The organism is Roseomonas chloroacetimidivorans (genome assembly GCF_049629625.1).
Taxonomy (GTDB): Bacteria; Pseudomonadota; Alphaproteobacteria; order Acetobacterales; family Acetobacteraceae; genus Roseomonas; species Roseomonas chloroacetimidivorans.
The window spans coordinates 1-14,361 of the sequence record NZ_JBNBZS010000051.1; the positions used below are offsets into that span (position 1 = coordinate 1).

The following is a 14,361-nucleotide window of genomic DNA, read 5'->3' on the forward strand; positions in this document are numbered from 1 at the left end:
CGGGCGTGACGACGAGGCTGGAGTGCATCAGCAGGCCGCACTGGGTATGCATCCGCAGCTTGCCGTTCCGGTCGCGGCCCGTGGGGGCGCGGCCGATCGCGCCGAACGTGTCCGGCTTGGCCCATTTGTAGCTGAACTCGGTCGTGTCCTGGACGACGAGAAGCGGCCCCTTGGCCGCCGCACAGCGGGCGGCTGTGGCCGCGAAATGGCCCGAGAGGATCGCATCCTCGCCGAAGCGCTCGTTCGAGAAGAAGCGGTAGGCCGCCTTCGTGCCCGCCCAGTCCTGGCAGGCAAGCGGCAGAGGCTGGCCGATGGCGCCGCCGAGCTGCTGCAGGAGCCGCCTCAATCGGTCCACAAGGCGCCGGTCGCCCATGCCATCACGCGGGAGCTCGTGCTCGATCCAGGATGAGCCCTCAGGTCCGGCCGAGCCCGAAACACGTGACATGACCCAAACCTCGCCACGACAGACGCGCTGCACGACAAGGAATCATGACCGCTCCTCTCAACGCAAGACACACCAAGAGATGTGGGTAATTGAAAGTGAGGGCTGACGCTTACGGTTGTCGAGACCTACAACCCGAACCTCGGACCGCCACGATGACCGATGACAAGATTGCCCTTCGCGAGCTGCTGGAGAAAGGCTCGGACGCGACCTTCCTGCGCGAAATGATTGGCTTTGCCGCCCAGCGGCTGATGGAGCTGGAGGTGGGCGAGGTAACAGGAGCCGCCCACGGGGAGCGCTCCCCGGACCGGCTGGTGCAGCGGAACGGGTATCGCGAGCGGGACTGGCAGACCCGGGCGGGCACCGTCGAGCTCCGGATCCCCAAGCTCCGGCGGGGGAGCTACTTCCCGGCCTTCCTCGAACCCCGGCGGACGGCGGAGAAGGCGCTGACGGCGGTGATCCAGGAGGCCTACGTCCACGGCATTTCCACGCGCTCGGTCGATGACCTGGTCCGGGCTCGCTTGAGAGCCCTTCGGCAACCAACGCCCAGAACCGGCGCCGATGCTCTTGCCGCGCCACAGGAGGCCTGCCCGGCGACCTCAGCTTGTCCCGCAAAGCCCGATCCGAACGCCGACGACCTGCCATCGCAACACCCCCCCGCCACGGTGTTGCGACGACCACGTGAATCCGCCGTGCCAACGTTTTCACACAGCCTCCACCCTGTGCGGCTATCGACCGGGGCGGTCGGTATTAGCTACGACCGCCACTTGGCCCGCAGTGATGCGAGCCTTCGCGCCTCCCGAGCGCCGTCGAGCGCGGCCTTGAAGTCCTGCTGGGCAAGCCAACCGATATGCGCGGTCAGGCGTCGCTCCGCTTCGTCCAGATCGTCGGCCTCGATCGCCGCGAGGATGCTCTCGTGATCGCCCTGACCCGCATCAAAGTCGGTCTGTTCGCGCACGGCAGTACACATCACCAGCTGACGTTGCGAGAGCTGGATCAGGTTGCTCAGCAGGAGATTATGGTCAGCCTCCCGCCACAAGGCCTCGTGGAACAGCAGATCCGCGACGATCGTCCGAGTGGCGTCCCTGGCGGCCGAAGCGGCCCCGCCTTCCTTCACCGCGGCACGCAGAGCGCTCCAGCGATCGGGACCGCCCTTCCGAGCCATGGCGTGTCGGAGAGCAGCGATCTCCATCATGCGCCGCAGCTCGACCAGTTCCTCCACATCGCGCTGCGTCGGCACGATCAGCCGCAAGCCCTTGTCCGGAGAATGCAGGAGCCCGCGATGTTCCAGCCCCCGCAGGGCCTCCCGCACCGGGACACGGCTGAAGCCAAGGTCGTCGGCGATGTGGGCCTCCACCATCCGGTCGCCCGGCAGGAAGACGCCACGCGCGATGGCGTGGAGGATAGCTTCACAGGCCTGGTGAACAAGGCTCTGGCCTTCACCGCCCCGGAGCCGCTGGACCGGTGCAGTCACCCCCTCCTTGTAACTGGGCACGACTTATCGGTCCTTCTGCCAGGCTGAACCCGCCCAGCCAGGGCGGCGAGAATAGGCCGGCTCATCAGTCAGCCGCAACGAACCTGCGGCTGTGGCCCTGCCCAGCGCCCTGGTCCACCCGCGCGAAGACATGCGGTGCGATGCAACGCACCAGGCCGCCCTCGATCATGGCCCTGAGCTGGGGTGTGACCTTGCCCTGGCAACGGTCGAGGTGGGCGGCGATGTCGCGGACGTGTCGCGGCTCCGTCAGGAAGCGGAAGATCTCATCCCGGATCGGGTGGGGGCGGACCAGCGCCTCGGCTGGCGCCGGGCCGCGCAGGGTGCCCGCCTTGGCGTAGACACCATAGGCGATCCGCTCCACCAGCCCGAGGCGGAGCATCGCCCGCATGTGGCCGGTGATGGTGGCGGTCCGCCGGCTGGTATGGGCCGCGATCTCATAGGCGTGGCGGGGCTCGGTCAGGTAGGCCAGGATCTGGTCACGGACCGGCTGGGCGCGGGTCGGAGTTACGGTCTTGGTGGCGCTGTCCATGTTCGTCTCCATGGTCAGGCCGCGATCCGCTCGATGATCTGGTCGATGCGGACGCGCAGCTCGGCTGCGGTCATGGCTGGGTGGGGGCCGGGCGGGACGGCGCTTTGCGCCTCCTGCCCGGCGCCGATCGCGACGAGGCTGTTGCGGCGTGCGGCGGCGCCGGTTGCGCCGCCATGGCGCTCGATCTCGGTCAGCAGGGGAATCGCCTCCGGATCCACGTCTCCTCCCGGAAGCCCCTGTCCCGTGTCGCCGTCGCCCGGTCCTTCGGCGGCCTCGCCCAGCATCTGGCGGAAGTCGCCCTCCGGCGGCTCGGCACGGGTGCCGTCCGGCCGGGGATCGGGCGGAACGGCCTCCACGGCCGCGATCGCCGCTGCGACCCGGCCCGGAACGTCGGGGGCGTCCGAGGCCTTGAAGCCGTCGACCACCGCCCGGAGGACCGGCGGCAGTTCGGCCGACCTGCCGCGGGCCAGTTCGCCGGTCTCGATCAGCTCGGAGAGCGCGGCGATGCCATCCCGGCGGCTCCGCACCGTCTCAACCGCCGGGGCCGCGAGCATCAGGGGCACGTTGAGGCGGATCGGCCCGTTGCTGTCCACCTTGGCGTGGAACAACTTGGCGTAGATGCGCCGTCCTCCGAACAGGACGATCGCCTCGCCCTCAAGCAGGCGCTGCAGGTCGTTCCACTCGACGCGGCCGACCTGGCGCATCTCGGCGTGCTGCGCCTCGCGGTACACGCCGTCGCTGCCCCCCTGGAAGGAGGTGGCCTGCGTCACGTAGGTCTGGCCGGCGGTTTTCTCGATCCACTCGCGGGTGCGCTGCGCGTCCTGCTGGCGCATGGCGATGGTCAGGTTGGCGTTGCCGAGCAGCGAGGCCGTCTTCTCGCCTAGCCGTGCCCAGATGCCGGACAGCTCCTGGAAGCCGAGCCAGAACATGATGTTCAGCCCGCGCCCCATGGCCAGCATGCGATCCATGCCGTTGGTCGCGTAGTAGGCCAGCTCGTCGAAAGCGACGTGGAACGGCCCTTCGCCCATGCCGGGCCTGAGAGAGAAGATCTCACTCGAATCGCCCGAGAGCTTGGCGCCGAGCAGCTGCGCCAGCATGCCGCGCAGCGAGGCCACGACGATCTTGCCGAGAGCGGCCAGGGTGTCGTCGGAGTTCTCCAGCGCCGGCAGGTTCACGACCAGGATGCGGCGGTTGAGCACCACGTCGCGCATGTCGATGTCACCGCTCAGCACCTTGAAGATGTGCCCGAGCGACACCGCGAGCTGGGTAAAGGTCGCGGTGAAGTAGAACAGCGCGAAGCCGTGCTGCTTGCTCGGCTCGTCGCCCTTCTGCTCGTTATAGGGAACGGAGGTGTCGTAGCCCGGCAGTTCGCCGAGATAGGCGCTCGCCGGGTAGATGATGTCCTCCGGCAAGTCGGGCGCGGGGATCTCGATCACCTCGCCTGTCTCGGCGTTGCGCGAGCAGAAGATGCGCTGCGTCGCCAACATCCAGATACCGCGCAGCTCCAGCGCGAAGCGGATGGTCTCGATGTTGATCGGCACGCCCTTGTGGTCGCGCATCCAGACAAGGACCGGGGCCATGGTGCCAATCAGCGCAATGGCACGGGCGCGGAACACCCCGTTGCTGTCATTGGCCTGCTGCTCGCCGAGCTGGCTCGCCAGCAGCTCGCGGATCGCGTCGGCGTTGCCGGTCGCGAACGGGTTAAAGGTGTTGCTCTCCTTGATCCCGCTCGCGGTCAGAAAGTTGAGCGCGAGCACGTCGTCCTCGCGGCCGAAGGAGCGGGCCAGGGCGTAGATCTCGCCGTAGAGCTTGTTGTCGGCCTTGCCGTCCACCAGCACGAAGCCGCTGCCGTGGGTGAGTGAATTGCTGAGCAGGCTGAGGATGGCCGTGGTCTTGCCCGCACCCGTGGTGCCGGGGATGGTGCCGTGCTGGCGGCCGTCCTCGTTGGCGATCCAGAGTTCCTGGCCGGTGCCTTGGTCCCAGCCGAGGAAGATGGAGCCGGCGGCCATCCGGGCGCGGCGGGTGCCGGGGTCCGGGGAGTTGTAGTCGAGGACGCCGGCGCTGCGGGGCAGCCGAATCGGCAGGGTGGCGCGCCGGGTCAGCACCCAGGCCGCGTAGAGCAGCGAGGCCGGCAGGGTCAGATCGAGGCAGGCCGGGTAGAAGAACGTCGCTCCCGCCATGCCGGCCAGTACCAGGGCCGAGGCCGAGCTGCGCAGCCCCTCCGCGAGGCGGGTCGTGAAGGGCCGGACATCGCGCAGCCCCTGGGTGCCGGATCGTTCGAACCGCTCCTGCGGCCCGAGGATCTCACGCTGGATCATGGTTCAGTTCTCGAGCCCGAAGGCGTTGCGGCTCGGGGTGGCAGCGGCAGCGGGAGTGCTGGGCGCGCTCGGAGCGGCGGCCGGCGGAGCGACCGCCGGCTGGGGTGCGGCGCCCTGCGGCGGGATGATCCGGGGCGGCAGGGCCAACTCGCGCTGGATCGCCGGCAGCCCGCCAGCAGTGCTCGGCATCACCGCCTCGACCGGCGGCGTGAACCCGGCCAGGGCCGGCGGGCGCAGGTTGGACACGTCATCCCGCGCCGGGCGATGGCCGAGCTGGTAGCCGCCACCGAAAGCCGCGACCAGGGCCATGCCCGCGAGGAGGCCGGTCCAGCGACTGAGGGGCTGGCCCTTCTCCCCGGAAGCCCTCGCTTCACTGCCGACATGAAGGTGAAGGTGCAGCGTGCCCGCTCCGGGCAGCGGCGTCGTGGTATCGGGCTGGTCGGGAGCCGGGGCGGCGCTGCCGCCGACGACCAGGCTGAGATGGGACGGGTTCATGGTGCCTCCTGCGTGTGCCCCTTCAGGGTGAAGCGGCACCGTGCGAACGGGCGCAGGCGTTTTCGCCAGATCAAAGGCTGAGCGCGTCGGCTCGCTGCGCCTCTTCATGCTGCCGGTGCGCCGTGCGAACGGCAGCAAGAGCCTGATCCAGCATCGGCATGGCGACCGGCTGGCGGGCGGCGCGCTCCGCCGCCCAATGGTCGCGCGCACCAAGGGCCTCGATGCGCGGGTTCGGGTGCGTGTTCTGGCCCGGTCCGTCGCCCGGGAAGCCGAGCGAATGCAGCGCGTACCAGAGCGGCCGGTCCACCAGCTTGAGGCCGTTGAAGGAGGCGGGCGGGAGGACGCCCGAGCGCCGCCGGGCCTCGTTCAGCACCGACATGAGCGCCGTCGTGGTGTAGGCGTGCCCGTCGGCGATCCGGAGCGCCGGCTTGCGCACCGTGGCGTCCCGCAACACCCGATCGGCCTCGCCGACGAGGGCAGCCGGAAGGGTGAGCGGCTTGGCGGGCCCGGCTGCCCCATCCTTCGGGTCGCGCGGCAGCACCTCGGCCATGTCGCCCAGCAGATCGAAGGCTTCTTCCCGGTGCTGGACGAGGTGCAGGGCAAAGGCGGCGAACAGCACCCGGACATGCGGGGCGGCCTTGTCCAGCCCTTGCCATGCCGGGCCGAGCTGGCGCGTCAGCGCCCGCCTGGCTTTCAGTTCGTCCAGTGTGCCATCCCGACGCGCCGCGTAGCGGGCGATCCACTCATCGGCCCGGAGCGCCGGATCGGCCGGCAGCGGGTCGCCTTTGCCGATTCTGGTCAGGTGCAACATGCGCCCGAGCATCGCCCCGGCCGACCGGAAGAACCTTGCCTGCTCCTGCCGCAGGCCGGCGAGGTCGAACTGCCGACAATAGCGCGAGGGCGCGGCCCGGAGGTAGCAGAGCACGGCCAGCGCCAGCATCAGCAAGGCCGCCGGGACGCGGAAGAACCGCCCGACATAGGCCAGGAGCTGCAGCAGCTGCCAGATATCCACCCGCTCGGGGTGGGCGGCCAGCATGCGCGCGTCCTGCTCGGCGTACTCGCCCGTGAAGTGCGCGATGAACTGCATCTTCCAGTGCTGCAGCTGGAACACGCCCCAGGTGATCTCGGCGTGGTAGTTGGTCCAGAGTTCGTAGGCGCCGAAGCCGAGCCCGATCAGGATGATCGCGAGGCTGATGGCCAGATAGTCATCATTCGACGCCCAGGCAGCGCGTTGCTGGCCGGAGGAGTGGACCACCGTCAGCCTCCTTCTGCGATGAACTGCCGCGGCGCAGTGCTTCGCGCCGCCGCACCCTGCAGGCGTAGAGCTTGCCTGAGCACAAGGCGCAGGTAGGTCGTTTTGTGTTGGGTGGAGTGCGAGTGGTACAGGCCGACGCCCTCCCAGAAGTCGCCATGCGCCTCGTCGATCGCGGTGCGCAGGATCCAGGCGCCTGCCTCGACATTGGCGCAGAAGTTGTTGAGCAGCGCGTCTCGTGTCGCGGCCTGGCTCGCCCGCCAGTGCCGGGCGACGGCCGGAATCCAGATCTGGTTGATCTGCATCGGGCCGATATCCACAGTGTCGTTGGTGTTCTGGCTGACCCGGCCCAGGCGCCCGCCCTCGACGTTGAGCAGGACGACCAGCACCCCCGGTGGCAGGCGGTGGGCCGCCGCGGCGGCACTGAGGCAGCTCGTGACCATGCTGACGCTGGCATCGGACGGCGGGCTTGGATTTTGGTCACGCGCGAGGGCGGGGCTCGCGGACAGGGCGAGGGTCAGCAGGCTGGCGGCGAGTCTCACGGCGCGGCTCCCGCCGAAGGGCGGCTCCCGGCCGCAGCAGTGCGACGAAAGCGTTGGCTCGCAGCCTGCCACACCGCATCGAGATCATTGACCAGCAGCATGTCGGGCCGGGCGACCTGGGCGGTCGCTTCCATCACCGAGAGCATCACCGCCGAGAACGGGCCGTTGCCGATGCCGCGCACCCGGTAGCCGAGCAGCGCCTTGGGGTCCTGCGCGACGTCCAGCGCGAACCCTTTCCCGGTCGCCTCCCGCCACACCGCCTCACCAGCAGCGAGGAACACCGGCAGCAGCCCGTCCGGGCTACCGCCCGTCTCGGGCGAGAGGGTGAGGGCCTGCCCTGTGGCGCGGTCCTGCAGCACCACGAGCTTGCCGTCCTGCCGGATCAGGTTCTCCATCGTGCGGCTGACCACCGCGAGGTCGACGGGGCCGGTCATGCCAGCCTCCGGCGCTGCCAGGCCGGCACGGCCGGCCGAACCTTGCCGACCAGCCAGCGGCGCACCACCCGGAACACGGCGGGCAGGGTCAGGCCGAACCAGCTGATGACCGTGAAGAACAGTGTGCCGGCGATCGCGATGTAGGCCGTGGTCCAGGACCAGTAGACCACGTAGACCAGCATCGGAATGCAGGCGCGGGCATCGAGGATCGCGACCCGCACGGGGAGGGAGGTGTAGCGCCACATCAGCCCTTGGTCCTCTTCATCTCGCGCGCCGCGGTCGCCTCGGTGATCCGGCCCTCGGCCAAGGCCTTCCTGATCGCGACCTCGTAGGACTGACCCCGCTCCTGCACCGCGCGCTTGGTCAGGTCCGGCCAGTCCGTCGCGTCGGTCCGCATCAGCTGCGCGCGCAGCTCCTCGTCGCAGACGAGGATCTCACGCAGCGCGGTGCGCTTGCCATCGGTCGAGAAGGCCAGGCGCTGATTGACGATGAGCCGGAGCGACTGCGCCGCCGAGCTCAGCAGGTTCTCCCGCTCCTCGTTTCCGCAGAGCGCCGCGATGCGCTGGATGGTGAGCGGCACCGTGTCGGCGTGGATGGTGGTGGTCAGCGTCGCGCCGAGCATGGCGGCATTCAGCGCGGCGCTCATGGTCGCGGTGTCGCGGCACTCACCGACGATGATGTCGGTCGGCTCGCGCCGGGTCGTGCCGCGGATGAACGCCTCGAAGCTCGGCAGATCGCGCGGGATCTCGCACTGGTCGATGGTCGAGGACGGTCCCTTGAGCCGGTCGAGCAGGAACTCGACCGGGGCCGCCGCCTCGAGGATGTTGTAGTTGCCTTCCGGGTCCATCAGCTTGGCGACGGTGATGCCGCCGATCAGCGTGGACTTGCCCGAGCCGGTCGCGCCGCTGACGATCACCATGCCGCTGGCCGGACGGCAGCTGTCGAGGATCATCCGCTCGACCAGCTGGTCCTCGAGCGGCGGCGGCAGGTCGGGGATGGGGCGCAGCACGATGTTGGCGCCCGATCCCCGACTGACCTGTGTCGAGGTCGCGTTCAGCCGGTAGCGCAGGCGCTGCGAGCGGCTGATGTGGATCTCGTAGGCAACATCGAAGTCCTGCCCGCCCTGCAGCCGGGCGGTGCCGTCCGCCCCATAGAGGTGATTGGTGATGGCCGCGATCTCGGCATGATCGAGCGCGTGCTGGGTCGCGGCATAGTTGCGGCCGTGGATGCGCAGCCAGACCGGCTTGCCGGTGTGGAAGCTGATCCGCGATGCCCCCTCCCTGCTCGCCCATGCGAGAAGAGAATCCAGCCCCGGCGCGTGCCGGCGCGGCTCGGTCACCCAGCGGAGGCCCTCGTCGGGCCAGGGCCGGCCGGTCAGCGGCGATATGGCGTTCATGCGACGTCCTCCCCGCTGCGGCTCAGTGGCAGCCGGCGCCGGGCTTCCAGCGGCGGCGGTTCGCCTGCAGGCCGGGCTGATCGGTGATGCGGATCGTGCGGTCGCCGATGTTCAGGCGGGCGCGGCCACCCTCGGTCGCGGCACTGGCAAAGGAGATGTGTGGCTCCTCGACCAGCCCGGCCCGGAGCAGGACGCGGTAGCGGGCCATGCCGATGATGTCGCGCTGCAGGCGGCCGAGGTCGGACAGAAAGATCTCAACGGCCTGCTTCTCGCCCTGGGCCCAGCCCTCGGCGACGTTGCGATTCCAGTATTCCACCTCCTTGCGGGTGCGCGGCAGGCCGGCATCGGCGGGCCGGCGCGGCTTGCCCCAGGAGCGCACGAGGTAGGTGCGCCAGTCCGGCGGGGCGGAGGTCAGCTGCGCCTCGCGGGTGATCTCGAAGATGCAGGAGGTCTCGCGCGCGACCTGGCCGTTCTCGCCCAGGGCGAAGGCCATCTGCGCCTCGGAGACGATGGGCGGCCGCATCAGCGTCTGGCCGTTGCCCACCGGCAGCACCAGGGCGCGGAAGTCGTAGGTGGTGGTCAGCTCGGCCTCGTAGCGCCGCAGCATCTCGTTGATGGCGAAGGAGCGGGCGGCGAGCCCGCCCTGAGCCCCGTAGGTCAGGCCCGACTGGCGCAGCACCTCGGCCCGGCCCTGCTCCAGCCCGTCTCCCGGCTCGTCACCGGGGCGGGTGGCCTGCAGCGCCTCCAGCGAGGGCGGCGCGTCACCCCCAACAATGCCCGGCGCTTCCCTGGCGCCCGTGATCGGCTGGTTCAGCGGGTTGGCCAGCGCCGGGATGGCCGCGTCGAACTGCTCCACGCTCGGCATGGGCGGCGTGGCGCCATCCACGAGATAGCCCGGATCGGCGGCCTGGGCCCGGGCAAGCCCCAGCCCGCCCAGCACCGTGGCCGCGCAGAGCACGCGCTGCAGCTTAGACATGGTGGATCACCTCGACCCGGCGGTTGATGGTATCCACGCGGACCGTGGCGGCGGTGCCCGCCTGGTCACCCAGCGTCTTGAAGGCGCCGATCAGCGTGGTGGCGGTATTGGGCAAGGCGACGGCCAGCGGCTGCATGTTGGTCGGGCCGAACACATCCACCCGGTAGCCCAGCTCGGCCGCGACCTTGCGCACGCCGTCGTCGAGCGGGCCGTTCCAGGCGAAGCCGATGGGACGCTGCAGCTCCTCCGGCACGACCGCGCCGGACCGGACAGGCGGGGGGAAGGCCTGGATCGGCGGCGAGCCGGCTGGCGCGATCCCCGGCGGGGTGGCGACCACGGGCGAGACCGTGACCGCGCTGGCCGAGGCCACGGGCGCCGGCGGTACCTCAACGACGGCCTGCCCCGGCCGGACGGCGACGGGCGCGACCGAGGCCGGCAGAGCGGCCATGGCGGGTGTCGGCTGTACGGCGCGCAGGCCGCCGAGGGCCGCCATCTGGCTGTTCACCAGATCCATCGAGCGCCGCAACGCGACCTCCGGGTTGGCCATGCCCGTGGTCTCGATATCGGTGGTGACGTGTTGTCCGGCGCAGCCGGCCAGCAGGGCGAGGCCGGTGAGTGTGCCCGCGAGGCGCAGGCGCTGGGATCGCATCGGGGTGCCTCCTTTGGATCTTCGATCCAAGACTGCGGAGGTTCGGTGCGAACGGGACGCGGTATTTGACAGCCCGCAGAGAAAATCCTTCGATCAGTTCGCGGCGTCATTCCCCGCCCAGCCTATGGCGCCCCGACAGAGATGATCGCGACAGGACGTCCACTCGCGCCAGAACTGCCAGTCACGGATGGCCTGATAGATCACGCCATAACCGGCGCGATTCGGGTGGAGCCCGTTACCCTGCGCGAGGTCGTGTTGGTACAGGCGGCTCCGAGACGTGCGCTCAAACAGCGGGAGAAATGGAAGCTCCTGACCCTCACAGAAAGCCTGGAACTTTTCGGAGAGGCTCTGGATGCGCAGGTTCAGCGCGGCGTCCCCTGTGCAGGGCGGACCGATCATCAGCATCGGCCATTGGCTTCCGGCCCTGCCCACGATCTCGTCGATGTTGAGCAGAGCTTCCTCCTCGCAGACATTGGGCTCTCCGCGCTCGAGACGGCAGTCGTTCATGCCGAAGGAGAGGATCAGGAAGCCACCGAGTTCCAGCCGATCGACGACCTCCTTCTCCCAGCGCTGTGCGATATCGCGGGACGTATTCCCGCAGACCCCCAGGTTGTAGGGCCGCAAATCGTTCCCGCGACGCTTCGCCTCGCTGCAGGCCCGGCTCACCCAGCCCCGGCAATCGTCGTCACCTTCACCACACACGTAGTCGTCGCCGACGAAGCAGACCCTCATCGGGGGAAGCATCGTCTCCATCACTCCGCCGCCATCAGATGCGGCGAACCCTCAGCCGATGCGTCGTTGGCCGCCTCGCGCCGGACGTCGACGTCGCGCAGGATGATGCCGAGCCCGGTGCCGTTGGTCAGTTCGGTGGCCAGTTCGTCCAGCACCCCGAGCACGGCGCCGTCCTCCTTCTCGCCGCGCTTGAGCCGGTCATCCTTGCGCTGCGCGATCTCCTTCTCAGCCGAGCCGTAGGGGAACACCTTGGACAAGCGCCGCAGCGCCTCGCTGAAGCCGAGCCGGGCGTAGAGCCGGTTGCGCAGCGCGCTGTCTCCCGGGGTGGTGCTCAGCGCCCACAACTCCACCGGCCCGAGGCTGTTGACGAGCATCTGTTCCCAGCGGTCCGCATCCACGGCGAACTGCGCCACGAACGGCGCACCGCCCGGACCGGGGCCGCTGAGGGTGTGCCGGACGTTGTGGGCACTGGCCTCGCCGAGATCGAAGCGCTTGATGATCTCCTCGGCTTCTTTGGCGTCACCCGCCTTCAGGATGAAGCGTCCAGTGGACTGGCTGATGATCGCCTGCCCCATGTCGCTCAGCCGCTGGCTCGCGAAGCCGAGCTGGACGTTATGCTTCGGCCCCTCGCGCATGTCGCGCTCGGCCTGTGCCTGGACCTGTGGGCTGTTCTGGGTGCGGTGCCACTCGTCGAAGTCGAGGCGCTTGATGGTCTCCATCGCCTCCTGGAACCGGACGCGATGATAGGGCCGCATCGGCTCCGGGACGTGCGCCAGGTGATCGACGTGGAGGAAGAAGTTCCGGCCCAGGATGTGCCGCGCCATCATGTACATCATCTCGGTCTGCCGGTCCGCCGCGGCAGAGCCGGTCGGCGCCACGGCCGCCAGGTCGATGACAATGACCCGCGCCGGCCCGAAGTCGAGCCTGGTTGGCTCACTCAGCGTCGGGTAGTTCCGGATGAAGGCGTAGATGTAGCGCTCGAAGGTTCGGCCCAGCTCCTCGTGCGTGGCCGCGATCTTGAGCCCGTTGAAGCTGTCGCGGACCTGCTCGGTCCGCACCGCGCTGATGAGATCCTGGATGGTCGGCACGGCGTGGCGCTGCGCCACCTCGGCCCAACGATACTCACCCACCTCGATCAGCGCGTTGACCACGTCCCGCCACCAGGGATCCTCGTGCTGCAGCTCGATCCGGTGCCGGCGCAGGGCCTCGTCCACCGCCGGTTCGACACCCGCGCGATAGCGCTTGGGCGAGCCTCCCTGCACGCCGGTGCAGAGGCGGTAGGCTTCCTCGATCACGAGGTGGACCAGATGGCCCATGCCCTCGAACGGCTTGGTCTCGTTCGGCGGCAGGGTGGCTAGCTCAAGGAAATTCTGCAGGAAGGCGCGTTCCAGCGGCAGCGGGTACTCGCAGCCCAGCTGCAGGTCGAAGACGTTGAACTCGAAGCCCGGCGCGAACTGCATGGTCACGAAGATCGCCTCCTGCCGGCGGGCCGGGCCGAGCGCCTCCTGCAGCAGCCGAACGAAGCCCTCGGCCGAGTTGCCGATGTCGGCCTTGCCGATCAGCGGCAGCTTGGCGCCATTCGTCCCCATCACCGCCGTGCTGAGGCAGAGGCCGAGATTGATGGTGTTGGCCAGCACCGACTTGCCCGAACGCGGCGGGGCCACGAAGATATCGAGCACCTGCGGCCGGATCGCGCCCCCGGTCGGGTCGTAGGGCGCCATGGCACCGTCGGGCTTGCGGAACAGGACGGCGCCGCGCTGCCACGGCACAGCCGTCTTGGCCCAGGGCAGCATGGCGAAGGCGTCGCCCAGCAGGGCCGCATGCGGAACCCCCGTAGAGGCCAGGGCGAGGCCCGGCACGCTGCTCAGCGCCCCCTCGAGCGGATCCCCGGCCACCGAGGTCGCCTTGCAGTTGCCCCAGCCCTCGAGGCGCTGCGAGAGGGTTGAGGCGCGACGGCGGAGCTTGCGGGTCTCGTCGATCGGCGCCCAGGTCGCGAAGGAGGCGCGCAGGCGGACGCTGATGTGGTTGTCCGCGCGGGCCTGCTCCAGCGCCTCGAAGGCGCGGCGCAGGTCTGCATTCTGCGGGAACATGCCGAAGAACTTGGCGCCGATCTCCTTGAACATCATGGAGACCTTGCCGCCGCCCTCGATCACGAAGGCGCCGCGCCAGGGGATGCGGTCGCGGCCGAGCGGGGCGGCCAGCTCCAGGAAGGGGCGCGGGTCCTCGGGACCGACCTTGAGATCGACATGGGCATACTCGTACTCGCCGATGCGGACCTGCTGCCCGCCCTGGGTCTCGGCATCGGCGTGGAAGATCTGGCTGCGGATCGAGGGCCAGAGCAGTCCCTCGGGCTTCACCTTGCTGACGTGCTGCTCGGGAAGGCGCCCCATCACCCGGTCGCCCTGCAGCGTCGCCTTCCAGGGCGAGCCGGCCGTCTCGCGATAGATGGTCTCGCGCATGACCTTCAGGGCCTCGTGCGCGGTCAGCTCCGTGGTGGCGATATCGTGGCCCCGCAGCGAGGCCTCGACGCGGGCGAGGAAGGCCGCGTGGCGGGCCGCCATGATCTCGCTGCGGAGATAGTAGCGCTGGCTCTCGCCGACGAGCGGGCACTCGCGGGCGAGCGCGTCCTCCTCCTCCTTCATCTGCTTGCGCTCCTCCTTGGTCAGCACGCCGCGGCGGGTCCAGAGCACGTAGTAGGCGGCTTCCCAGCGCATCAGCCTGGGCCAGCGGGCCGAGCGCTCGGCGAGGATGTCCGTCAGGTCGAGGCCGAGCTCGCGGGCCACGCCGCGGCAGCTCTCCATGTGAACGCGCTCGATCTCGACGGCGGCGAGGTCAGGATCGGAGATGTAGAAGCCGACGATCGCGTGGCCCTTTTCCTCCAGCGTGCCCGAGAGGTCGATGCGCTGCGCGGTCGCGATGCGCTCGATCTCGGCCCGCGTCGGCTGGCGGCGCAGGCCGTCGATGCGCAGGAAGGTCACGTAGTCCGACTGCTTGGTGACGAGCGCATTGCCGTGCGTCGTCTCCACCTCGCAGAAGGACGGCAGGGGCTGGCGCAGCAGCAGGGAGGCGCTGGCCAACAGCTTGTCGATGCCGAACATGGC

14 protein-coding genes and 1 pseudogene are annotated in these 14,361 nt (G+C 69.5%); 1 reads left to right on the forward strand and 14 read right to left on the reverse strand.

From position 1 onward, the window contains the following. A partial coding sequence (locus ACO1BU_RS26040) for an IS4/Tn5 family transposase DNA-binding protein (protein ID WP_424138887.1) occupies positions 1 to 445 on the reverse strand: 445 nt, incomplete at its 3' end. A gap of 152 nt (positions 446 to 597) precedes the next feature. On the opposite strand from ACO1BU_RS26040, the pseudogene ACO1BU_RS26045 reads away from it, so the two are divergent. Beyond that, positions 598 to 960 (forward strand): annotated as a pseudogene (locus ACO1BU_RS26045) (transposase); the annotation flags it as partial. Between the two features lie 236 nt (positions 961 to 1,196). Here ACO1BU_RS26045 and ACO1BU_RS26050 read toward each other — a convergent pair. The 13 genes from ACO1BU_RS26050 to ACO1BU_RS26110 all read right to left on the reverse strand — a co-directional run bounded on the left by ACO1BU_RS26050 (position 1,197) and on the right by ACO1BU_RS26110 (position 14,358). Next, positions 1,197 to 1,937 (reverse strand): GntR family transcriptional regulator, encoded by a 741-nt coding sequence (locus tag ACO1BU_RS26050; RefSeq protein WP_424138888.1) that lies wholly within the window; start codon positions 1,935 to 1,937, stop codon positions 1,197 to 1,199. 64 nt (positions 1,938 to 2,001) lie between these two features. Next, a complete protein-coding gene (locus ACO1BU_RS26055; protein ID WP_424138889.1) occupies positions 2,002 to 2,466 on the reverse strand; it encodes a hypothetical protein in 465 nt (154 codons plus the stop codon). A 14-nt stretch (positions 2,467 to 2,480) separates the two neighbouring features. Next, positions 2,481 to 4,784: a type IV secretory system conjugative DNA transfer family protein gene (locus tag ACO1BU_RS26060; RefSeq protein WP_424138890.1), complete on the reverse strand. Its 2,304-nt coding sequence runs from the start codon at positions 4,782 to 4,784 to the stop codon at positions 2,481 to 2,483. 3 nt (positions 4,785 to 4,787) lie between these two features. Then, positions 4,788 to 5,279 (reverse strand): hypothetical protein, encoded by a 492-nt coding sequence (locus ACO1BU_RS26065; RefSeq protein WP_424138891.1) that lies wholly within the window; start codon positions 5,277 to 5,279, stop codon positions 4,788 to 4,790. Between the two features lie 70 nt (positions 5,280 to 5,349). Beyond that, positions 5,350 to 6,534, reverse strand: a complete 1,185-nt coding sequence (locus ACO1BU_RS26070) for a secretion/conjugation apparatus DotM-related subunit (RefSeq protein WP_424138892.1) — start codon at positions 6,532 to 6,534, stop codon at positions 5,350 to 5,352. A gap of 2 nt (positions 6,535 to 6,536) precedes the next feature. Continuing rightward, positions 6,537 to 7,073: a lytic transglycosylase domain-containing protein gene (locus tag ACO1BU_RS26075; protein WP_424138893.1), complete on the reverse strand. Its 537-nt coding sequence runs from the start codon at positions 7,071 to 7,073 to the stop codon at positions 6,537 to 6,539. Next, positions 7,070 to 7,507, reverse strand: coding sequence for a hypothetical protein (locus tag ACO1BU_RS26080; RefSeq protein WP_424138894.1), 438 nt, complete (start codon positions 7,505 to 7,507; stop codon positions 7,070 to 7,072). Before ACO1BU_RS26080 ends, ACO1BU_RS26075 begins: the two co-directional genes overlap by 4 nt. After that, positions 7,504 to 7,752, reverse strand: a complete 249-nt coding sequence (icmT, locus tag ACO1BU_RS26085) for an IcmT/TraK family protein (protein WP_424138895.1) — start codon at positions 7,750 to 7,752, stop codon at positions 7,504 to 7,506. The genes ACO1BU_RS26080 and icmT overlap by 4 nt, the downstream gene beginning before the upstream one ends. Next, a complete protein-coding gene (locus ACO1BU_RS26090; RefSeq protein WP_424138896.1) occupies positions 7,752 to 8,846 on the reverse strand; it encodes a type IV pilus twitching motility protein PilT in 1,095 nt (364 codons plus the stop codon). The genes icmT and ACO1BU_RS26090 overlap by 1 nt, the downstream gene beginning before the upstream one ends. Positions 8,847 to 8,925: 79 nt before the next feature. Next, positions 8,926 to 9,879, reverse strand: coding sequence for a type IV secretory system conjugative DNA transfer family protein (locus ACO1BU_RS26095; protein WP_424138897.1), 954 nt, complete (start codon positions 9,877 to 9,879; stop codon positions 8,926 to 8,928). Then, on the reverse strand, positions 9,872 to 10,528 hold the full coding sequence (locus ACO1BU_RS26100; protein WP_424138898.1) for a DotD/TraH family lipoprotein: 657 nt from the start codon (positions 10,526 to 10,528) through the stop codon (positions 9,872 to 9,874). The genes ACO1BU_RS26095 and ACO1BU_RS26100 overlap by 8 nt, the downstream gene beginning before the upstream one ends. 93 nt (positions 10,529 to 10,621) lie before the next feature. After that, positions 10,622 to 11,260 (reverse strand): GDSL-type esterase/lipase family protein, encoded by a 639-nt coding sequence (locus ACO1BU_RS26105; protein ID WP_424138899.1) that lies wholly within the window; start codon positions 11,258 to 11,260, stop codon positions 10,622 to 10,624. A 20-nt stretch (positions 11,261 to 11,280) separates the two neighbouring features. After that, a complete protein-coding gene (locus tag ACO1BU_RS26110) occupies positions 11,281 to 14,358 on the reverse strand; it encodes an ATP-binding protein (protein WP_424138900.1) in 3,078 nt (1,025 codons plus the stop codon). Positions 14,359 to 14,361: the final 3 nt, after the last annotated feature.